This is a genomic window from Nonomuraea sp. NPDC050556 (genome assembly GCF_044457355.1).
Classification (GTDB): domain Bacteria; phylum Actinomycetota; class Actinomycetes; order Streptosporangiales; family Streptosporangiaceae; genus Nonomuraea.
Window position 1 is genome coordinate 2,129,771 of sequence record NZ_JBITGU010000001.1, and the last position, 19,715, is coordinate 2,149,485.

Below are 19,715 nucleotides of genomic sequence, written 5' to 3' on the forward strand. Positions count from 1 at the left end.
CGATGTCGGAGAGGACCGTGAGGGTCGCCTCGCGTACCGGGCTGCACGCCAGGCCCGCCAAGATCTTCGTGCAGGCGGCGGCGCGGCTGGGGGTGCCGGTGCGGGTGCGTTCCGGCGCGAAGTCGGCGCCGGCCAACAGCATGCTGGCCGTCCTCGCGCTGGGCGCCGTGCAGGGCGCCGAGGTGACGCTGGAGGCGGACGGGCCAGGGGCGGAGGCGGCGCTGGACGAGCTGGCCGCGCTGCTGGCCACCGACCTGGACGCCGACGATGCCTGACCTGGCCGGGCTCGGCGTGAGCCCCGGCCTCGCGGCGGGGCCGGTCATGAGGATGGCGGGCCCTCCGGCGCTGCCCGCACCGCAGGAAGCGGCGGCCGAGGCGTGGATGGCCGACCCGAAGGCGGAAGCGAACGCGCAGAGAGCTGCCGTGGCGGAGGCGCTCGCGGCGGTCGCCCTAGAGCTCAATGAGCGTGCCGAAAAAGCCGAAGGGCCCGCGCGGGAGGTCCTTGAGGCGCAGGCGATGATGGCCGAGGACCCGATGCTCCTGGAAGGCGCGCAAGCTCACGCCGCCCAGGGCCTCGACGCCGCGCACGCGCTCCAGGCCGCCTTCGACGAGCACAGACAGGCGTTCCTGGCCGCCGGCGGCTACATCGCCGAGCGCGTCGCCGACCTCGACGACCTCAGGCACCGCGCGATCGCCCACGTCCTGGGCCTGCCCATGCCCGGCATCCCCGCCCCGGGCCACCCCTTCGTCCTGGTCGCTGAGGACCTGTCCCCCGCAGACACCGCCACCCTGGGCCCCGACGTGCTGGCCATCGTCACCGAGCAGGGCGGCCCCACCAGCCACACCGCCATCCTGGCCAGGTCGAAGGGCCTGCCCGCGATCGTGGCCTGCGCGGGCGCGCGCGACCTGCCCGACAGCGCCCTGGTCGCGATCGACGGCACGACGGGTACGGTCACCCGCCTGGAAACCGCCGAGCAGGCGGCGGAGGTCAACGAGCGCCAGCGCAGCGAGACGGCCAGGCTGAGCGCGAGCACCGGCCCAGGCAGGACCGCCGACGGCCACCCGGTGGAGCTGCTGCTCAACATCGGCAGCGCCCAGGACCTGGTGAAAGACGCGGAAGGCGTGGGCCTGTTCCGCACCGAGTTCCTCTTCCTCGGCCGCCGCACCGAACCCACCTTCGACGAGCAGGCGGACGCCTACGCCGAGGTGTTCAAGGCAGCGCCCAAGGTCGTGGTCAGGACCCTGGACGCGGGCACCGACAAGCCGCTGCCCTTCCTCGACCTCCCGGAGGAGAACAACCCGGCCCTGGGCATCAGGGGCCTGCGCGTGGACCGGGTACGGCCCGCCGTACTCGACACCCAGCTCGCAGCCATCGCCGAGGCGGCCAGGCGGACGGGAGCCGCCCCCTGGGTGATGGCCCCCATGGTGGCCACCAGGCAGGAGGCGGCGGCGTTCGCCGAGCGGGCGCGCGGGCACGGCATCGGCCGCGTCGGCGTCATGATCGAGGTTCCCGCCGCCGCGCTGATGGCCGACGAGCTCCTGGAGGAGGTCGACTTCCTCAGCATCGGCACCAACGACCTCAGCCAGTACGCCTTCGCCGCCGACCGCCAGCACCCCGGCCTGGCCGACCTGCTCGACCCGTGGCAGCCCGCCCTGCTCAGGCTCGTGCGCCTGTGCGCGGAGGCGGGGCTGCGCGCGGGCAAGCCGGTCGGCGTGTGCGGCGAGGCGGCGGGCGACGCGCGGCTGGCCCCGGTGCTGGTCGGGCTCGGGGTGACGAGCCTGTCGATGGCCGCGGTCCGGGTGCCCGCCGTACGCGAGGCGTTGAAGGCGCTCACCCTGGCCGAGTGTCAGCGCCTCCTGTAGGAGGCGTCTGTGAGCTCGCGCGGCTGCCAGCCGTTGTCGCCCGGGTTGAGCGTCACGCCCGGGGCGACGATCTGGTCGATCCGGTCGAGCACCTCAGCGCTCAGCGTCACCTCGTCCGCGCCGAGCTGGCTCTCCAGGTGCTCGAACGTGCGCGGCCCGATGATCGTGGAGGTGACCGCCGGGTGGTGCAGGGTGAAGGCGAGCGCGAGCTGGATCAGCGTCAGCCCGTTCTCCTCCGCCAGCACCGCGAGCTGCTCGACCGCCTCCAGCTTGGCCTGGTTTCCCGGCAGGGTCAGGTCGTAGCGGTCGGGCAGCAGCCCGGCCCTGCGGCTCTCCGGCACCTCGTTGCCCTTGCGGTAGCGGCCGGTGAGCCAGCCGCCGGCCAGGGGACTCCAGGTGATGACGCCCATGCCGTACTTCTGCGCGACCGGCAGCACGGCGGCTTCGACGCCGCGCACCAGCAGGGAGTACGGCGGCTGCTCGCAGACGAACCGTTCGAGGCCGCGGCGCTCGCTGGCCCAGTGTGCCTCGACGAGGTGGTGGGCGGGGAAGGTGGAGGTGCCGAGGTAGCGCACCTTGCCCTGCCGTACCAGGTCGGTGAGGGCGCCGAGCGTCTCCTCGACGTCGGTGTCCTGCTCGGGGCGGTGGATCTGGTAGAGGTCGATCCAGTCGGTGCCGAGGCGGCGCAGGCTGTTCTCCACGGCCTGGAAGATCCAGCGGCGGGAGTTGCCGCGCTCGTTGGGGCCTTCGCCCATGGCGCCGTGGCACTTGGTGGCCAGCACGATCTGGTCGCGCTTGCCGGACTTGGCCAGGGCCTGGCCGACGAACTCCTCGGACTGGCCCTGGGAGTAGAGGTCGGCGGTGTCGATGAAGTTGACGCCCGAGTCGAGCGCCCTGTCGATGATGCGCGCTGATTCGTCCGGTGAGGGCTCGCCCCACCAGCCGAACATCATCGCGCCGAGGCAGAGAGGGCTGACTTTGAGACCGGTACGCCCTAGTACGCGATATTCCGTCACCCCCCTACTCTGATTCACCGAGCGGGAAACGGGCCACGAATTGGGCCCCCGGTGTGTGGTCGGCGACGACGAGGGTGCCGTGGTGCGCGGTGGCGATCTCGCGGGACAGGGCCAGGCCCAGGCCGCTGCCGCCCTGGTCGCGCTCGCGGCCCTCCTTCAGGCGGGTGAACCGCTCGAAAACCCGCTCCCTGTCCTCGGGCGCGATGCCGTTGCCGTCGTCGGTGACGGTCACGACGGCCTGACCGTCCTCAGCGTGTACGGCGAGGCCGACGCGCGTGGCCGCGTGCCGTACGGCGTTGTCGAGCAGGTTGGTGAGCAGCCGGTCGAGCTGGATCGGCGAGCCCGACACCGGAGCGCTCTGCAGGTCGGCGACGACCGGGACACGCCCGTGCCCCCGGCGTTCGACCTGCGCCTCCGCCAGGTCGGCCAGGTCGACCACGCGCCGGTCGGGCACCACGCCCGCGTTGAGCCTGGCCATCATGAGCAACTCGTCGAGGATCGCCGACAGCCGCTCGGCGGCGGCCAGCGACCTGGCGCCGACCCGCGGCCAGTCGGTCTCCTCCGGGTCGTTCAGGGCGAGGTCGAGCTCGGCGGTGAGCGCGGTGACCGGGCTGCGCAGCTCGTGCGAGGCGTCACCGATGAACCTGCGTTGCGTCTGGGCCGAGCTCTCCAGCCTGGTCAGGGTGTCGTTGGTGGTCGCGGCCAGCGCGGCGATCTCGTCGCCTGTGCCGGGTTCCGGGACGCGGCCGGACAGGTCGTTGCCGGTGATCTCGGCCAGCCGGGCGCGGATGCGCTCGACCGGGCGCAGCCCCATGCCCACGGCGGTCCAGGCGGCCAGGGCGACCAGCAGCAGGAGCACCGGCACCGCGATGATGATCACCACGTAAAAGGTGCGGATCGCGTGGGTGAGCTCGGCGACGCCCTCCCCCGCGTAGATCGTGACGAGGCCTTCGGGGGTTTCCGTGGTCATCGCGGCGATGTAGTAGGTGCCGCCCTCGGGCTGCGGCAGGTCGGTGTAGGCGGTCGCCAGCGCGCCGGGCGCTGACGGCTGCAACATGCTGATCCTGCCCCGGTGCGCCGCCTCGGCCGAGTTGCCCAGCACCCGGCCGTCCGCGCCGACGATCTGCAGGAGGTCCACTCTGGGCGGGGTGGTCAGCTCGGCGGGCAGCACCCCGCGCCTGGCGTCCGCGACCTGCCACTGGACGGCCTGGCCGACCCGCGTCTCGACGGCGCTCCTGAACGTGCGCGGGATGGCCAGCGCCAGCGCGAGAGCCGCCGCCCCCAGAGCGAGGGCGGCGACCAGGACGGCTGCGATGGTCACTCGCGCGCGCACGGACCTCATCGCAACCAGTAAACCCGTGGATTTATACGATTTGCCGGTATTACCCCGTTTCCGCGTGGAGCTTTTACCCGTGATGTGATGGAGGGCATGAGCGACTTCCCGGAGACTCCGGCGCCCGCGTTCCTGTTCGACCTGGACGGCACTCTGATCGACAGCGTCTACCAGCACGTCATCGCCTGGCGTAACGCGCTGTCCGGCCTCGGCATCGACCTGTCGGTCTGGCGCATCCACCGGCGCATCGGGATGAGCGGCGGCCTGTTCGTCACCGCGCTGCTCCGCGAGACCGGGCTCAAGCTGACCCAGGAGCAGATCGACGAGCTGCAGAGCGCGCACGCCGACGCCTACGCCGAGCAGATCGAGTCGGTCAGGCCGCTGCCCGGCTCGATCGAGCTGCTGGCCGAGCTGAGCGAGCGCGGCGTGCCCTGGGCCATCGCCACCAGCGGCTACGCCAGGACGGCCAGGCTCGCCCTGGGCATGCTCGGCCTGCCGGAGGACACGCCGATGGTCACCCGCGACATGGTCCGCAGGGCCAAGCCCGACCCGGACCTGTTCCTGGCCGGCGCGGCCCTGCTCGGGGTGGACCCGCGCCAGTCGATGGTGGTCGGCGACAGCGTCTGGGACCTGCTGGCGGCGCGCAGGGCGGGGGCGCTCGGCATCGGGCTGCTGTCCGGCGGTTACGGGCGGGATGAACTCGAACGTGCGGGGGCGTTCCGTGTCTATGCCGATCCTGCTGACATGCTGAACAGGATCGACGAGCTTGGCGTCCGTTTCGACGGATGAACCCTTCCGACAACGCGCGCGTAGGAGCAGATATGGACCTTGCAGACATCGGCGTGACCGGTCTGGCGACGATGGGCCGCAACCTGGCACGCAACCTGGCCAGGCACGGCTACGCCGTCGCGGTGCACAACCGCTCGGCCGGCCGTACCCACGCCCTGGTGGAGGAGTTCGGCGGCGAGGGCACCTTCCAGCCGGCCGAGGACCTGGCCGCGTTCGTGGCCTCGCTCAAGCGGCCACGCCGGGCGATCATCATGGTGAAGGCGGGCGCGGGCACCGACGCGGTCATCGACCAGCTGGCCGACCTGATGGAGCCGGGCGACATGATCGTCGACGGCGGCAACGCCTTCTTCGAGGACACCCGCAGGCGCGAGGCGGCGCTGCGCGAGCGCGGCATCCACTTCGTCGGCACCGGCATCTCCGGCGGCGAGGAGGGCGCGCTGAACGGCCCGTCGATCATGCCGGGCGGCTCGGTCGAGTCCTGGCAGGCGCTCGGGCCCATCCTGGAGGACATCTCGGCCAAGGTGGACGGGGTGCCCTGCGCGGTGCACGTCGGCCCCGACGGCGCCGGGCACTTCGTGAAGATGGTGCACAACGGCATCGAGTACGCCGACATGCAGCTCATCGCCGAGGCCTACGACCTGCTCCGCCAGGCCCTGGGCGCCACGCCGGCCGAGCTGGCCGAGGTCTTCCGCGAGTGGAACTCCGGCGACCTGGAGTCGTATCTCATCGAGATCACCGCCGAGGTGCTCGACCAGGTGGACGCCTCGGGGACGCCGCTGGTGGACGTGATCGTGGACGAGGCCGAGCAGAAGGGCACCGGGCGCTGGACCGTGCAGAGCGCGCTGGAGCTGGGGGTGCCGGTCACCGGGATCGCCGAGGCCGTCTTCGCGCGCGCCCTGTCGGGGCATCCCGCGCAGCGGGCGGCGGCTCGGGTGCTGGAGGGGCCGTCGCTGTCCGGGGTGGCGGGGCGGGAGCTGATCGAGGACGTACGGCAGGCGTTGTACGCTTCGAAGATCGTCGCTTATGCCCAGGGGTTCGACCAGATGGCCGCCGCGTCGCGCGAGTACGGGTGGGACGTGGATCTCGGGGCGATGGCGACGATCTGGCGTGGTGGGTGCATCATCCGGGCGCGCTTCCTGGACCGGATCCGTGCGGCCTACGACGGGCCGGCGCCGGAGACGCTGCTGGCCGACCCCGGCTTCGCCGCCGACCTGGCCGCGGCGCAGGAGGCCTGGCGTCGCGTGGTGACGACCGCGGTGAAGATCGGCGTTCCCACGCCGGGGTTCTCGTCGGCGCTGGCGTACTACGACGCGCTCAGGCGTGACCGCCTGCCCGCCGCTCTGGTGCAGGGGCTGCGTGACTTCTTCGGCGCGCACACCTACAGGCGCGTGGACCGCGAGGGCTCCTTCCACACCGATTGGTCCGGTGACCGCACCGAATCCCCGGCCTGACTCTCCCCAGGGCCCTCCAAGGGCTGAGAAACAAGGAAAAGGCCAAGGTCCCTCAGGGGCTGAGGTCCTTGAAGGGCTGAGGCCTTTGAGGGGTGGGGTCCGCCAGGGCTTGGCGGACCCCGAAGGGGTTAGTTGGGTGTCGCGTATGGGTCGGGTTGCTCCGCGGGCGGGCATTCGTGGATCACGAAGGCCGCTGACCCCGTCGTGCAGGCGCCCTGGCCGTCACACGCCTTGATGGGCACCTGGTAGGTGCCCTTCTGGGTGGGTGTGCCGGATACCGTGCCGTCCGCGCCGATCGTGACGCCCGGCGGCAGCTTCGACGGGTCGAGGACGGTCACCGTGACCGGCCCGCCGTCGGAGTCCTCCGCGGTGATCTTTCCGGGGAGCGGGGAGCCCACCGGCCCGCCGAAGACCCCGGACGGCGCGGCGGGCGGGGTGTTGGCCGCGTTGGTGACGGTGAACGACACCGTCTCCCTCGCCACCGCGCAGCACCCCTGCGCCACCCGCAGGTCCACGTCGAACGCGGCCCTGGTGACCGTACCCCCGAGCTGCACCGACCCGCAGGCGTACGACAGCCCGTCCTTGTCCACGTCGTCGCAGTCCCCCTGCCGCCCGGCCGTCGACTGGTCGACCAGCGACACGTCGGCGATCTGGATCGTGTCCGAGGTGACCGTCAGCTGCTTGTTGCCCGACACCTTCGACAGCGTCACCCCCGGCGTGGCCAGCTTCCAGCGCTGGGCGTAGCGCGACGGGTTCGGCCCGCCGTTGGTGTTGGCCCCGCCCAGGTCGGCCAGGTGCAGCACCGGGTTGACGACGGGACGCGAGAACTCCACGACCACCCGCCCGGTGCTGTTGCGGTAGTTGTCCAGCGACGGCACCTTGGCGTCGCGCGGGATGTCCGGCGTGTACCAGTCGTTGTCGAACCCGGTCCACGACATGGTGAAGGCGTTGCTCAGCGCGAACGCCCCCGGCCTGCAGTTCTCGACCCTGACGGTCACGCCGGTGCCGTCGTCGAGCGTGCCTCTGGCGTCACACTCGGTGACCGTCCAGGAGGTGTCGCGCTCCTGTGCCTGCGCCACGCCGCCGGCCAGCACGATCAGGCCCGCGGTCAGCGCGCCCAGGGCGCGCAGATATGGATGATGCATTGGTTTTCCCCCGATGATGTACGGCAGTGCTTGCCGTTCCACGGAGGGTGTACCCAGCCAGACGCCTTTACAATGTAGATTCAACACCGGAGGTGATCGCCCTTGCGCACGGACGCGCAACGCAACTACGCGCAGCTGCTCGCCGTCGCCGCCGAGGTCTTCGCGGAACACGGCACAGAGGCCTCCCTGCGCGACGTGGCCAGGCGCGCCGAGGTCGGCATCGGCACGCTGTACCGCCACTTCCCCACCAGGGACGCGCTGCTCCAGGCGCTGCTGGCCAGCCGCTTCGACGCCCTCGCCGAGGCAGCGGACGGCGACGACCTGCGCACGTGGCTGCACCGGGTGGCCTTCGGCTCGGCCGCCTACCGCGGGCTGCCCGCCTCGGTGCTGGGCGCGCTGCGCGACGAGACCTCCGAGCTGCACGCCTCGTGCGAGGCCATGCGTACGGCGGGCGCCGGGCTGCTGGCCGCGTCGCAGCAGGCGGGCCAGGTGCGCGGCGACGTGACGATCGCCGACCTGCTCATCGCCGCCACCTCGGTCGGCTGGTCGGCCGAGCAGGCAGGGACGGAAGGCGCGGAGCGGCAGTTCACCCTGCTGATGGACGGCCTGCGGGTGAACATCGGGTGACAGGCCTTGCCGTACAAGATCCACGTCGGATTCGCTGTACGGCATGCAGGACGTGGTCGGCCCAGGGGTGAGCGCGCCCGTCACCGTGTTCGACGCGGTCGACAGGAAACCGGGCGGCGAGCTCGCGCACGAGGGCAACAGGGTTCCCGACCTCGCGGTGCTCGACGAGAACCATCTCGTCGTGGGCTGGCGGGCCGGGGTGGGCGACGCGGTCGACCCGACGCCGGGCGACCAGGGCTCGATCAGGTTCGCCCGCTCGGCCGACGGCGGCAGGACGTGGACGCAGGGCGTGCTGGCGCAGGCCGACGCCACCCACCGCTACCACTACGTGATCTTCCTGAACGACGCGGGCACACTGTACGCCTTCCTCGGCAGGATCGCCGTCGCCCGCGACCGCGACCCGGCGGGCAACGTGGACGGCTTCCCGGTCGAGATGATCGCCAAGCGCAGCGCGGACGGCGGCAGGACGTGGACGCCGTTCCCGCTGGCGGTCGAGGTGCCCGCCAACGCGCGCGGCGTGGTCGTGGCGGGCAAACCGGTCAAGCAGGGCGGCGTGTGGCTCCTGCCGTACTGGCAGCAGGCCGCGCGCGGCACCCGCGCCGGGGTGCTCAGGTCGACGGACCTGACCACGTGGCGTCCCGGCGGGCTGCCCGAGCCGCCGCCGGGCATCGCGGTCGAGGAGCCGCAGGTCGTCGCGGCGCAGGACGACCCCGGTTCGCTGCTCATGGTGGTCCGTACCCTGGTCAGCGGTACGCCGGAGGCCAAGGACGCCTACTACCGCACGCACGCCGCCTACGCCGCGACGGCCGTCAGCGGCGACGGCGGCCTCACCTGGACGCCGCTCAGGCTCGACCCCGAGCTGCCCAACTTCTACGTGAAGGGGTTCTTCGCCAAGGACTCGGCCGGGCGGTATCTCACGATCTACAACACCCTGGCCGGGCCGTTCATGGGCGAGCGGCCCGACCAGTACAGGGAAGTGCTGCACTACAAGGTCAGGCGGCCGGGCGAGACGTGGGGTCCCGGGCGGCTGTTCGCCGACGGGCCCCGGCTGACCACGGGCGCGGCGCGCGGCTGGGACGTCTACGCCAGCGCCGAGGAGTACGCGCCTGGCCGGTTCTTCGTCGTCTGGGAGCACAACCAGACGGCGATCAAGCTCGCGCGGCTCGACCTCACCCGCGCCTTCACCGGCGTCACGGCCGCCTCCGCCGGAGGCTGGGTCCTGACCGGGGAGGCTCGGGTGGACGACGGGATCCACCTGCCGGGCAGTGCCAGCCAGCGCCAAGCCCCCACGTCCGGATTCATCGCCACTTTCTCAGGTTCCGGGTTCTCGCTGAAGGTCGCGACCGGTGCCAGGCGGCTCATGCTCGACGTGCGGGCCGACGGCGTGTTCTCCGGCGAGCGCCGCCTGGCCGCATCCGGGCCGCGCGTGTGGCGGGTGCTCGCCGACCGGCGCGGCAACGCCATGCTGTACGGCGACGCGGCCGACACCGGCGCCCGGTGGGTGCTGCCGGAGAACGCCGACGCGCCGCAGGTCTCGGTCTGGAGCTCGGCCACAGGGCACGTGTCGCGGCTGGAGGTGACCGACAACCTGGCCGGGTGCTCGTGGGCGGGCTGGGCGCTCGAAGGGGGCGCCAGGCTCACCGGCGGGGCCGTACAACTGCGGGGGCGGGCCAGCGCGTCGATCCCCCTGGAGGCCGCCGAGGGCTGCGACTTCACCGTGGAGTTCCGCGCCGAGGCGCTGTCCGGCGAGCTCGGGGTCAAGGTGGCCAACGGCGCCAAACGCCTCATGCTGGCCGTACAACCCCGGGAGGTCCGCGCGCTGCGCAAGGGGTCGGCCCAGTGGGAGCGGGTGCACACCCACCAGGGCGGGGTCGCGGTGTGGCAGGTGCGGGTGGACAGCGCCGGAGTGGCCAGGCTCTACCGCGACGGCGCGGACACCGGCGCGACCTGGGTGATCCAGGACAGCAGGGAGCGGCCGCAGGCCACCCACTGGCTCACCGGCACCGCCTCGGCGCGCGTGGAGTGGACGCTGGTCACCTCGTCCCTATCGGAACCGCGTTCGCCACAGCCGTGACCAGGCAGAACCCCACCGGTCCTCGCTCGTCGTGCAGGACGCACTGGCCGGTCGCGACGCCTCCCGCGCTGAGGTGGCCGCTCGACTCCATGCCGAGGGCGTCACCCTCGGGCAGGCGGCTGAGGGTCAGGGTGTAGTCGGCGTTGATGAAGTGCAGGCCGGTCGAGCTCATGTTGCTCATCGGGCTGGCGAAGTCGGCGGCCAGCGCGGCGCGGACGAACGGGCTGAGCGGCTCGTCGTCCACGAGGAGGTGGCGCTCGCGCATCCACGCCCGCCTCGGTCCTGTTTCCTGCCAGTCGGTCAGCCGCCACAGGTGGAAGGGCGGCTCCCAGTCCCCCGACGGCTCCGGGTCCTTGGTCGGCGGGGTTTCGTCCCAGGCGGGGGTGTCCTGGTGCGCGCCCTCCGGCTGCTCGCCGGCGCGCAGGAACACGCCGCTGGCCCTGGCCACCGGGCCCTGCTCGGAGGAGATGACGGCGTCGACGACCCGGATCCTGCGCCCGTCCCTGACCCGTACGGTCTCCACGGCCAGCGGCAGCAGGGGGCTGTTCCTGAACAGGTCCACGGTCAGCCTGGCGGGCACGAGGCCCTCGCCGGAGTCCGCCTCGATGGCCCGCGCCGCCAGCCCGCCCAGCAGGCGGCCGTGCAGCATGTCGGGCGACCAGGGGCTGCGCGCGTGCGGGGCGGGGACGAACTCGTCCTGCTTGAGGGCGAAGAAGGCTGTCACAGAACGAGATTCTAGTTCACCAGGCGTTCGCCGATACGCCGCAGGTGCAGCTTCAGCTCCTCCGGTTCGACGACCTCGAAGTCGACGTCGAGCATGGCGACGACCATGCCGATGAGGCGCAGGCTGTCGCCGCGGAGGGTCAGCATGGTCTGTTCCGGCGTCAGTGCTTCGAGGGTGCCGGAGGTCAGGCCCTCCAACGCCTCCATGGGCGCCTTGAGCAGGACGCGGGCGGTGATCGGCCACACGTCGGCCGACACGCCGCGCCGCACGTAGGCGGCGACGTCGCCGTCCGGCGGGTCGCGCGGCTCGAAGCGCGGGCCGTTCGGGGTGCGCGGCGCGACCCGGTCGGCGCGGAAGGTGCGCCAGTCGCGCCGGTCGACGTCCCAGCCGACGAGATACCAGCGGCGTCCCATGCTGACCAGCGCGTGCGGCTCCACCTTGCGCGCGGTGGCGGCGCCGTCGTGCCCGGTGTAGTCGAAGCGGAACTGCTCACGGTCGCGGCAGGCGGCGGCGATGCGGGTCAGCACCTCGGCGCTCACCGTGGGCCCGTCGGCGCCGACGGGGACGGTGTAGGTCTGCAGGGCGTTCACCCGGCGGCGCAGCCGGTCGGGCAGGACCTGCTCCAGCTTGGCCAGGGCGCGCAGGGAGGTCTCCTCGATGCCGGTGACCGTACCTCCTGCCGCCGTGCGCAGGCCGACGGCGACCGCCACGGCCTCGTCGTCGTCCAGCAGCAGCGGCGGCAACTGGGCTCCCGCGCCCAGCCGGTAGCCGCCCGCGACGCCCGGCGTGGAGTGCACGGGGTAGCCGAGGCCGCGCAGCCGGTCGACGTCGCGGCGCACGGTCCGCTTGGCCACGCCGAGGCGTTCGGCCAGGTCGGCGCTGGGCCAGTCACGCCTGGCCTGCAGCAGGGACAGCAGGCGCAGCAGCCGGGCCGAGGTGTTCAGCACGCTCCCATTGTGGCCCGTTTCCGACCGCATTGCTGCCTAGCGTGGGGTTCATGGATCCCTTCACGATCGCCATTCCGCAGGACGACCTGGACGACCTTGCCGTACGGCTGCGCCGTACTCGCTGGCCCGACGAGCTGGACGGGGTGGGCTGGTCGTACGGCACGCCGCTCGGCGAGGTCCGCTCGATGGCCGCGTACTGGGCGGACGGCTACTCCTGGCGCGAGCACGAGGCGAGGCTCAATGAGCTGCCGCAGTTCACGACCGTGATCGACGGGCAGCGGGTGCATTTCGCGCACGTGCGCTCGGAGAATCCGGACGCGCTGCCGCTGCTGCTCACGCACGGGTGGCCGAGCTCGTTCGCCGACTTCTCGCGGCTGGTGCCGTATCTGCGCGACTTCCACCTCGTCATCCCGTCGATCCCCGGGTTCACCTTCTCCGGGCCCACCTCGTCGACCGGCTGGGGCACCTCGCGGGTCGCGGCCACGTGGGTGTCGCTGATGGCCGCGCTGGGCTACGAGCGGTACGGCACGCAGGGTGGCGACTTCGGCTCGATCATCGCCCCTTCCGTCGCCAGGCTGGATCCTTCGCGGGTCGTGGGGGTGCACGTCAACGCCCTGATCACCTTTGGCGCGGGCGATGTCGAGCTCACGGCCGCCGAGAAGGAGCGGGCGGCCGGGATCGAGCGGTGGCGGTCCGAGTTCCACGGGTACGCCTCGATCCAGTCGACCAGGCCGCAGACGCTCGCCTACGCGCTGAACGACTCGCCCTCTGGGCTGCTGGGGTGGAACCTGGACGCGTTCGCCTCGTGGGGTACCGATGTCGGCGGGGTCTCCGTCGACGACATCCTCACCAATGTCAGCCTTTACTGGTTCACGGGCACCGCGGGGTCCTCCGCGCGGCTCTACCGGGAGGCCGGCTGGGACGCTCCGTACAACGCGACGCCCACCGGGGTGGCGGCCTTCCCCGGCGACAGCTCGGTGCGGCCCCATGCCGAGCAGGCCCACAACGTGGTGCACTGGTCGGAGCCCGCCGAGGGCGGCCACTACGCGGCGCTGCAGGCTCCGTCGCTGCTCGCCGACGACATCAGGGCCTTCTTCTCCTCGCTCTAGATCCAGCCGCGCTCCTTGGCTCGGGCGCCGATCTGGAAGCGGTTGGCCGCGCCGAGCCTGGACATGAGGTCGGCGACGTAGCCGCGGAACGTGCGCACGGACACGCCCATCGCCCTGGCGGCCACCTCGTCCTTGCCCAGGCGGTCGAGCAGGTCGAGCACCCGGCGCTCCACGGCGCTGGGCTCGGTCGCGTCCGGTTCGAGGTCGACGGCGCGGCGCCAGGCGTGCTCGAACAGCTCGATCATGGTGACGACGATGCCGGGCTGGCGGATCATCAGGGCGCCCGCTGCCGAGTTGCCGGGCTCTATCGGGACGAAGGCGGTCTCCCTGTCGAAGATGAGCATCCGCTGGATCGGTTCGTCGATCACCCGGTGGCGGTCACCGGCGCGGTGCATCTCGCGGAAGTACGTCGCCACGTCCGGATTTTTCAGGGTATTTCGGTGCACGATTGATCGGAGGCGTGCCCCTGCCTTCAGCGCCGCCAGGGCCTGCTCGCGCACCCTCTCGTCCACCTCGGTCCTGGACGGGTGGATGGCCAGGATGTCCTTGGAGTCCGCTGACATCTGCCAGATGCGTTGCTGGGTGGCCTCCAGGCCCTCGATGCGCTCGACCAGCTCGACGGGCTCGCCGCCGGTCTGCTCGGCCAGCAGGGACGGCAGGGCGTGGGTGACGCGGCGCAGCTCACCGCTGACCTCGTCCAGGCGGCGCTCGATGAGGCGGTCCATGGCGGCCTGGGGGCCGGTCGCGGTGATGCTGCGGTCGGGGCCGAGCTCCAGGAGGCGCAGCGCCAGGAGCCGCTCGACCACGGCGCGGTCGGCGTCCGCCGGGTCGGCGCCGGGGTTGCGCAGGAAGAAGCGGTAGACCATCTCGTCGCGCGGCGAGATGCCGAGGGCTTCCAAACTCATAGCGGGAAATCTACCGATCTCTGCAGGTTGCTGCAGAGATCGGCGGGTTTGGGTGCAGCAACGTGAGCTGGCGGACGGTCTTCCGCTGGGTCAGTGTTGGCCCTCATGAAGACGCTTGCCTTGATCCTTTCCACTCTCAGCGCGGGGCTGATGGCCGGGCTGTTCGCCGGGTTCGCGTACTCGGTGATGCCGGGGCTGCGGCAGAGCACCTCGCGGACGCTGGTCGAAGCCATGCAGAAGATCAACGTCGCGATCGTGAACCCGCTGTTCATGGTCATTTTCATGGGCGGGGTGGTCTTCACGCTGGCGGCGGTCGCGTTCCACTGGTCCAGCCCCGGGCGGCTCTGGGTCATCGTGGGGTGCCTGCTCTACCTGGTGATGTTCGGGGTCACGGTCGCGGTGAACGTGCCTTTGAACGACGCGCTGGCGAAGGCGGGGCACGCCGACGTGGCGGCGGCGCGCGCGGCGTTCGAGGCCAAGTGGGTGGCCTGGAACATCGTGCGCGCCGTGGCGGCCACGGGGTCGTTCTGCGCCTTCATCTGGGCCCTGCGCGTCCTCTGACTCTCTCTCCTTCAGGGAGACCTTCCGTCAGCTGTTCCTAGCCTGCCGCCACGCAGAAGGGGTGGCCCTCCGGGTCGGTGAGGACGACCCAGTCGCCCCCGCCCGGCTGGTACTCGGGCCGGGTGGCGCCCAGCGCCTCCAGCTCCTTGACCGCCGCGTCGACGTCGTCGACGGCGAGGTCGAGGTGGGCGTGCTTGGCGTCGTCCGGCCAGCGCGGGGCGGTGTATCCGTCGACGCGCTGGAACGCCAGCGGCACCGCCCCGCCGCCGACGGTGGCGAAGTCGGGGTCGCTGCCGGTGACCTCGCCCCCGACCACCTTGGCGTAGAAGGCGGCCAGCGCGAGCGGGTCGGCGCAGTCGATGACGACACTGGAAATCGTGAACGTTGTCATGGACCCAGCGTGGCAACCCGGTCGCGGCACGGTCTTGAACATCCTTGCGGGATTGTCGTACCTCCCGCGTACCGTCCTGCTCATGCGTTCAGCAGTCGAGGTCGCCGATGGCGACGGGTTCTCCGTACATGCCGTGACGTGTGCCGACGACCATCGCGGATGGTCCGGGACCGAGGTGGGCGACCACTACCGCGTGGTGCTGGTGCGGCGCGGCCGCTTCCGCCGGATGGCCGACGGGCGGCGCGCCGACCTGGACCCGACGCTGGCCTACCTGGGACGGCCGGGTGAGGAGGAGCGCTTCGCGCACCCGGCGGGCGGCGACGTGTGTACCTCGATCAGCCTCTCTCCGGCGCGGTGGCGCAGCCTGGCCGGTACGGCGAGGCGCCGGCAGACCGTGTACGTCGACGCCAGGCTCGACCTCGCCCACCGGCGCCTGCTGGCGACCTCCCGCGCGCCCGACCACGACTACGCCGTGGTGGAAGACCTCTTCACCCTGCTGGGCACCGCTCTGACCTCCTCCGGCCCCGAGCCCCTCGATCACCCTGGCGCCGACGCCGTGGCGGCGGCCCGTGAGCTGATCACCACCGCCCACCCGGCGGCCGACGCCCTGATCCCTCTGTCCGACCTGCTGGGCGTCTCCCCCTACCACCTGAGCCGCGCCTTCACCCGGCGGCTGGGCGTGTCCCTCACCTACTACCGCAACCGGGTCAGGGTCGGCAGAGCCATGGACCGCCTGGAGGCGGGCGAACCCCACCTGGCCACTCTGGCCGCCGACCTGGGCTTCGCCGACCAGGCCCACCTGACCCGCACCGTCCGCCACCACCTGGGCCACACCCCCGCAGCCCTCCGCCGCCTCCTCACCGATCCGCCTGGAAGGGCAGCGCCATGAACGTCGACGAATCGGTCACCATACCCGTGTCACGCGAACGGGTGTGGCAGGCCCTCACCGACCCTGACGACCGCGCCGAGTGGTGGCACGACTTCGACCTCGACCCGGTGCCGGGCGGGAAGCTCGAGGAGCGCTGGACCGACGACAACGGCACCCCCATGCTGACCACCGGCCGCGTCACCGCCGTCTCGCCCGGCGAGCACTTGCGCTTTTCGTGGTCAGACGAGCGCTGGCCAACGATCACCCACGTGTCGATCTCCCTGCACGACCTGGGCCACGAGACGCTGGTACGGATCACCGAGTCTGGCTGGGACGCGTTCCCCGACTCCCTCGCCGCCGACCACCGCGCGGGCTGGCGCGTCCACCTCACCAACCTCCGCCGCCACCTGTCCCCTTGACCCCCACCCCTCGCAGACATCCGGTCGCGCCTCGCGACGCCCAGCCAGCCCTCGCATCGCCCCTTGTGACGCCCCGCCCTAGCTGGGGATCCGGCTGTCCCCCTGATGACCAGCCCATACTTCGCAGGACATCCGGAGGTCCCTGCCCTCGCGCTGCCCTTCAGCCTCCCCGCAGCAGACGACCTTCACCCCGGGGACATCCACAACCTTCACACGCCGCAGCCCGCCCCGTGGCCACGCAAAGCCGCCCCGACGAGGCCGCGCGACCGCAAACGGCCAAATAAGATCATCCGTCCCGTTAAGAGTGCTACCCTCCCGAGGATGGGCGATCTCGGAGCGGATCCGCGTCCAGCGCGTGGCGCTGTGCGGGAAATCTATTCTGTCGACAGGGCCGCATCACTGGCCTACTCCCCCGACCTGGACGGCCTGGCCGATCCCGGGGAGATCGTATGGGCCTGGGTGCCCTACGAAGAGAACCCCGAACAGGGCAAGGACCGCCCCCTGCTGGTGGTGGGCCGCCACGGCCGCAGCCTGCTGGGCATGATGCTCTCCAGCCGAGGCGACGACGGCCCGGAGTGGCTGGAACTGGGCTCCTGGGACCACGACGGCCGCGTGTCATACCTACGCCTGGACCGCGTGTTCGTACTGGACGAGGACGACCTGCGGCGGGAGGGCGCCATACTCCCCCGCGCCCAGTTCGCCCGCGTAGCCGCCCGCCTCCGCACCACCCACGGCTGGGCCGCCGACGGCTAACCCGCCCAACCCCCACACCAGCCTCTTCGCATACCCCATCGGCACGACCTATACGTGCGCCCTATGGCGTGCGTCATCAACAGGCGTGCCCTCAACACGCGCGCCCTGTGCCTCCACGCATGCGCCCCGCGCCTCCGCGCATGCGCCTCACCTCACGCCCGCACTCCTGCGCGGACCTTGGGCTCGCACTCCTGCGCGGACCTCGCGCCTCATGCCCCTGCCCCTGCCCCTGCCCCTGCCCCTGCCCGCGTCACCAGATGCGCAGTGCCGAACGCGAGGCGATGTCGCGCTGACCGTTCGGGGCCCAGGAGCAGTGCGAATGTGCTCTTTCAGGGGTTCAGCGCCCCTGGGTCCTCAGAGATTCAGGGCGCGGGCGATGGGCCAGGCGCCCGGGGACGTGTTCGAGAGCACCGTGCGGGTCGTGCCGGTGTGCGGGTCGTGGGTGGACTTGAACGACGCCCCCGCGTCCCACCCGACCAGCACCGCCGTGTCACCGGTCTCCTTCAGCCAGAACCCCAGGCCGTAACGCATGGAGTTCTCAGGTACGGCATGGCGTGGCCGTACCGCCTCTTGCACGGACGCCACGATGCCCCCTGCGTAAAACGCCCGCCAGAAGGTGGAGATGTCGCCCGCCGTCGTGTGGATGCCGCCGTCCCCCGTCGCCAGCACGGGCAGGTGGAAGACGTTCGAGCGGTCCACGCCGTCCAGCGGCAGGTACCCGACGGCCGCGTCGGCGGGCAGTTCGTCGGAGCGGAGGAAGTCCGTCCTGGTCATCCCCGCCGGACGGAGCACGCGGTCACGGACCAGGTCGTGGTAGCCGACGCCGCTGGCCCTCTCCGCCAGCAGGGCGAGCACCACGTATCCCCCGTTGCAGTAACCGAACCGCTCACCGGCCGGGAACTTGGTGGGATAGCCGTCCAGCAGCGGCAGGAACGCCTCGGTGGTGGTCAGCTTGTGTGCGGCGCCGATGACGTAGTCGGTGATGTCCATGTCCACCTCTTCGTCGAGGTAGTCACCGATGCCGGAGGTGTGGCTGAGCAGGTGCTCGACGGTCACGTCGTCGGCGATGAGCGGGAGGTCCTTGCCGAGCAGGGACCTGGCGGTGGTGCCCATCTCCAGCGCGCCGTCGCTGATCAGGGAGAGTACGGCGAGCGCGGTGAACGCTTTGCCGCCACTGGCGATGCCGAACCTGGTGTCCACGGTGTTGGGCACCTGGTAGGTGCGGTTGGCCAGGCCGTAGGCCTTCGCGTACTCGATCTCACCGGCCCGGTCGATCTGGACCACGCCGGAGAAACCGGTGTCTTCGGCGACCTTTTCTACGTCCTCGTATGGCATTGGCGCAGATTAACCCAGGCATGCCCTGATCCCGAACCTATTTATTGGCGCCGCACACGAGCCTGACGAACGTGGACGACCGCTTGGGCGTCCTTGGCGTTCCACTCCCTCACCAGCGATGGCGCGAAATCGGGCGAGGTGCAGGTGGCTGGAGATCAGGCCCGCCCGACGTGATCGCCCCGGGCGACGGATGTCCAGGGGATGGGTGATGGCCAGGCGACGGGTGTCCGAGGGATGGCTGATGGCCAGGCGACGTGATGCCCCCCAGAAGCGGCGGATGCCCATCGGTCAGGCGACGTGATGCGCTCCGGCGGTGGGTGTGCAGGTGCGGCGAGTCTCGGAGTCAGCGGGGGTCGCTCCTCTGGCGTTCCGTTTGGGCGGTTCTTGGGGTCGGCCAGGGTGTGGGTGGGGGCGTCTCGGCGGCGAGGCCGGTGAGGACGGCGCGGACCAGCCGTTCCGCCTCGCGGCCCACTGCCTCGTGGTCGTCGAAGTGGACCAGCCCGTCGATGACCAGGACCGCCAGCCCGTGTACGGTCGCCCAGATGGCGAAGTCCGCCCCCGGCGGGAGCCCCAGGCGGTCGATCTCGTCGACCAGCACGTCGTGGGGGTGCGGCGACACGAAGGTCTCCGGCCCGGCACCGAAGACAAGGCGGGCGACCGCCGGATCCTCAACGGCCCACCACACGTATTGCTTCCCGAAGGCGACCAGACGCCGTTGCCGATCACCCGACACCACGCCACCGGACACCACGTCGCCAGACGCCGCCTCAACGAACGCCGCCTCCCCGAGCGCCATATCGCTAGAGGCCGTGTCGTTGGCCGCCGTGTCGTTGGCCGCCGTGTCGCCGACCTCCGCATCCCGGGATGTCGTCACGCGGAACGCCGTGGCGGCTGACGCCGCTTCGCCGGATGCTGCATCCCCGCGCGCCGTGTCGCGGGGCGCCGTGTCGCGGGGCGCATCCCCAGGCGTCATGTCGACGGATGCTGCCCTCGCAGACGCCGCCTCCAAGGACACCGCACCCCGGGGCACCGCATCTCGGGGGTCCGCCGCGACGGGCGCCGTGTCGCGGGACGCGGGGTCGCTGGACGCGGGGTCGCTGGACGCGGGGTCGCTGGATGCCGTGTTGGCTGCCTGGCGTAGACGTTCGCCCAATGTGGTCAGGACGCGGCCGGCGAGGGCGGCGACCAGAGCGTCGCGGGAGGCGAAATGGTGGTACGCGGCGCTCGGGCTGACGCCGACGCGTGCCGATGCCTCGCGCAACGACCAGCCCTCGACCCCGCGCTCCCGCACGAGCGCCTCGGCGGCGTCGAGCAGCGCCCCGCGCAGGTCTCCATGGTGATAGGCCACGACGGATATCTTAACAGTGTTCAGATGGGGTGGTAGCCTTCCATCTGAACACTGATC

Annotated in this window: 20 protein-coding genes; 11 read left to right on the forward strand and 9 right to left on the reverse strand. The window is 71.5% G+C overall.

All coding sequences use genetic code 11. From position 1 onward, the window contains the following. The first annotated feature begins 2 nt into the window (after window positions 1–2). Window positions 3–275, forward strand: coding sequence for an HPr family phosphocarrier protein (locus tag ACIBG8_RS10610; protein ID WP_397342394.1), 273 nt, complete (start codon window positions 3–5; stop codon window positions 273–275). Continuing rightward, window positions 268–1,863 (forward strand): phosphoenolpyruvate--protein phosphotransferase, encoded by a 1,596-nt coding sequence (gene ptsP, locus ACIBG8_RS10615; RefSeq protein ID WP_397342395.1) that lies wholly within the window; start codon window positions 268–270, stop codon window positions 1,861–1,863. The genes ACIBG8_RS10610 and ptsP overlap by 8 nt, the downstream gene beginning before the upstream one ends. Here ptsP and ACIBG8_RS10620 read toward each other — a convergent pair. Continuing rightward, the gene (locus ACIBG8_RS10620; protein WP_397342396.1) at window positions 1,848–2,879 is read right to left on the reverse strand and encodes an aldo/keto reductase; all 1,032 of its coding nucleotides are present in this window, start codon (window positions 2,877–2,879) and stop codon (window positions 1,848–1,850) included. The two genes, ptsP and ACIBG8_RS10620, sit on opposite strands and share 16 nt — an antisense overlap. Before the next feature lie 4 nt (window positions 2,880–2,883). After that, window positions 2,884–4,221: a sensor histidine kinase gene (locus ACIBG8_RS10625; protein ID WP_397342397.1), complete on the reverse strand. Its 1,338-nt coding sequence runs from the start codon at window positions 4,219–4,221 to the stop codon at window positions 2,884–2,886. Window positions 4,222–4,308: 87 nt separating this feature from the next. On the opposite strand from ACIBG8_RS10625, the gene ACIBG8_RS10630 reads away from it, so the two are divergent. Beyond that, window positions 4,309–5,001 (forward strand): HAD family hydrolase, encoded by a 693-nt coding sequence (locus ACIBG8_RS10630; protein WP_397342398.1) that lies wholly within the window; start codon window positions 4,309–4,311, stop codon window positions 4,999–5,001. Window positions 5,002–5,033: 32 nt separating this feature from the next. Continuing rightward, entirely contained in the window at window positions 5,034–6,452 is a 1,419-nt protein-coding gene (gene gndA, locus ACIBG8_RS10635; RefSeq protein WP_397342399.1) for an NADP-dependent phosphogluconate dehydrogenase, read from the forward strand. 128 nt (window positions 6,453–6,580) lie between these two features. On the opposite strand, the gene ACIBG8_RS10640 is transcribed toward gndA, so the two are convergent. Beyond that, complete coding sequence (locus tag ACIBG8_RS10640) at window positions 6,581–7,597, reverse strand: Ig-like domain-containing protein (protein ID WP_397342400.1); 1,017 nt, start codon at window positions 7,595–7,597, stop codon at window positions 6,581–6,583. Between the two features lie 102 nt (window positions 7,598–7,699). Here ACIBG8_RS10640 and ACIBG8_RS10645 point away from each other — a divergent pair, with 102 nt between their 5' ends. Both ACIBG8_RS10645 and ACIBG8_RS10650 read left to right on the forward strand, forming a co-directional pair. After that, complete coding sequence (locus ACIBG8_RS10645) at window positions 7,700–8,224, forward strand: TetR/AcrR family transcriptional regulator (RefSeq protein ID WP_397342401.1); 525 nt, start codon at window positions 7,700–7,702, stop codon at window positions 8,222–8,224. Between the two features lie 43 nt (window positions 8,225–8,267). Continuing rightward, window positions 8,268–10,298, forward strand: a complete 2,031-nt coding sequence (locus tag ACIBG8_RS10650) for a sialidase family protein (RefSeq protein WP_397342402.1) — start codon at window positions 8,268–8,270, stop codon at window positions 10,296–10,298. Here ACIBG8_RS10650 and ACIBG8_RS10655 read toward each other — a convergent pair. Both ACIBG8_RS10655 and ACIBG8_RS10660 read right to left on the reverse strand, forming a co-directional pair. Beyond that, a complete protein-coding gene (locus ACIBG8_RS10655) occupies window positions 10,258–11,022 on the reverse strand; it encodes an acyl-CoA thioesterase domain-containing protein (RefSeq protein ID WP_397342403.1) in 765 nt (254 codons plus the stop codon). The two genes, ACIBG8_RS10650 and ACIBG8_RS10655, sit on opposite strands and share 41 nt — an antisense overlap. Window positions 11,023–11,033: 11 nt before the next feature. Continuing rightward, entirely contained in the window at window positions 11,034–11,969 is a 936-nt protein-coding gene (locus tag ACIBG8_RS10660) for a helix-turn-helix transcriptional regulator (RefSeq protein WP_397342404.1), read from the reverse strand. 50 nt (window positions 11,970–12,019) lie between these two features. Here ACIBG8_RS10660 and ACIBG8_RS10665 point away from each other — a divergent pair, with 50 nt between their 5' ends. Continuing rightward, complete coding sequence (locus ACIBG8_RS10665; protein WP_397342405.1) at window positions 12,020–13,078, forward strand: epoxide hydrolase family protein; 1,059 nt, start codon at window positions 12,020–12,022, stop codon at window positions 13,076–13,078. On the opposite strand, the gene ACIBG8_RS10670 is transcribed toward ACIBG8_RS10665, so the two are convergent. After that, window positions 13,075–13,983, reverse strand: a complete 909-nt coding sequence (locus ACIBG8_RS10670) for a hypothetical protein (protein WP_397342406.1) — start codon at window positions 13,981–13,983, stop codon at window positions 13,075–13,077. The genes ACIBG8_RS10665 and ACIBG8_RS10670 overlap by 4 nt on opposite strands. Before the next feature lie 105 nt (window positions 13,984–14,088). Here ACIBG8_RS10670 and ACIBG8_RS10675 point away from each other — a divergent pair, with 105 nt between their 5' ends. Further along, a complete protein-coding gene (locus ACIBG8_RS10675; protein ID WP_397342407.1) occupies window positions 14,089–14,544 on the forward strand; it encodes a DUF1772 domain-containing protein in 456 nt (151 codons plus the stop codon). Window positions 14,545–14,581: 37 nt separating this feature from the next. Here the strand turns inward: ACIBG8_RS10675 and ACIBG8_RS10680 are convergent, their stop codons facing one another. Then, a complete protein-coding gene (locus ACIBG8_RS10680; protein WP_397342409.1) occupies window positions 14,582–14,935 on the reverse strand; it encodes a VOC family protein in 354 nt (117 codons plus the stop codon). Between the two features lie 82 nt (window positions 14,936–15,017). Between ACIBG8_RS10680 and ACIBG8_RS10685 the strand changes: the two genes are divergently transcribed. From ACIBG8_RS10685 to ACIBG8_RS10695, 3 genes are all read left to right on the forward strand, one after another. Continuing rightward, complete coding sequence (locus tag ACIBG8_RS10685; RefSeq protein ID WP_397342410.1) at window positions 15,018–15,824, forward strand: helix-turn-helix domain-containing protein; 807 nt, start codon at window positions 15,018–15,020, stop codon at window positions 15,822–15,824. Beyond that, window positions 15,821–16,222 (forward strand): SRPBCC domain-containing protein, encoded by a 402-nt coding sequence (locus ACIBG8_RS10690; RefSeq protein ID WP_397342411.1) that lies wholly within the window; start codon window positions 15,821–15,823, stop codon window positions 16,220–16,222. The genes ACIBG8_RS10685 and ACIBG8_RS10690 overlap by 4 nt, the downstream gene beginning before the upstream one ends. A 321-nt stretch (window positions 16,223–16,543) precedes the next feature. After that, window positions 16,544–16,975 (forward strand): type II toxin-antitoxin system PemK/MazF family toxin, encoded by a 432-nt coding sequence (locus ACIBG8_RS10695; RefSeq protein WP_397342412.1) that lies wholly within the window; start codon window positions 16,544–16,546, stop codon window positions 16,973–16,975. Between the two features lie 354 nt (window positions 16,976–17,329). On the opposite strand, the gene ACIBG8_RS10700 is transcribed toward ACIBG8_RS10695, so the two are convergent. After that, complete coding sequence (locus tag ACIBG8_RS10700; protein WP_397342413.1) at window positions 17,330–18,310, reverse strand: serine hydrolase domain-containing protein; 981 nt, start codon at window positions 18,308–18,310, stop codon at window positions 17,330–17,332. A 343-nt stretch (window positions 18,311–18,653) separates the two neighbouring features. After that, window positions 18,654–19,658, reverse strand: coding sequence for a TetR/AcrR family transcriptional regulator (locus ACIBG8_RS10705; protein ID WP_397342414.1), 1,005 nt, complete (start codon window positions 19,656–19,658; stop codon window positions 18,654–18,656). Between the last annotated feature and the right edge of the window lie 57 nt (window positions 19,659–19,715).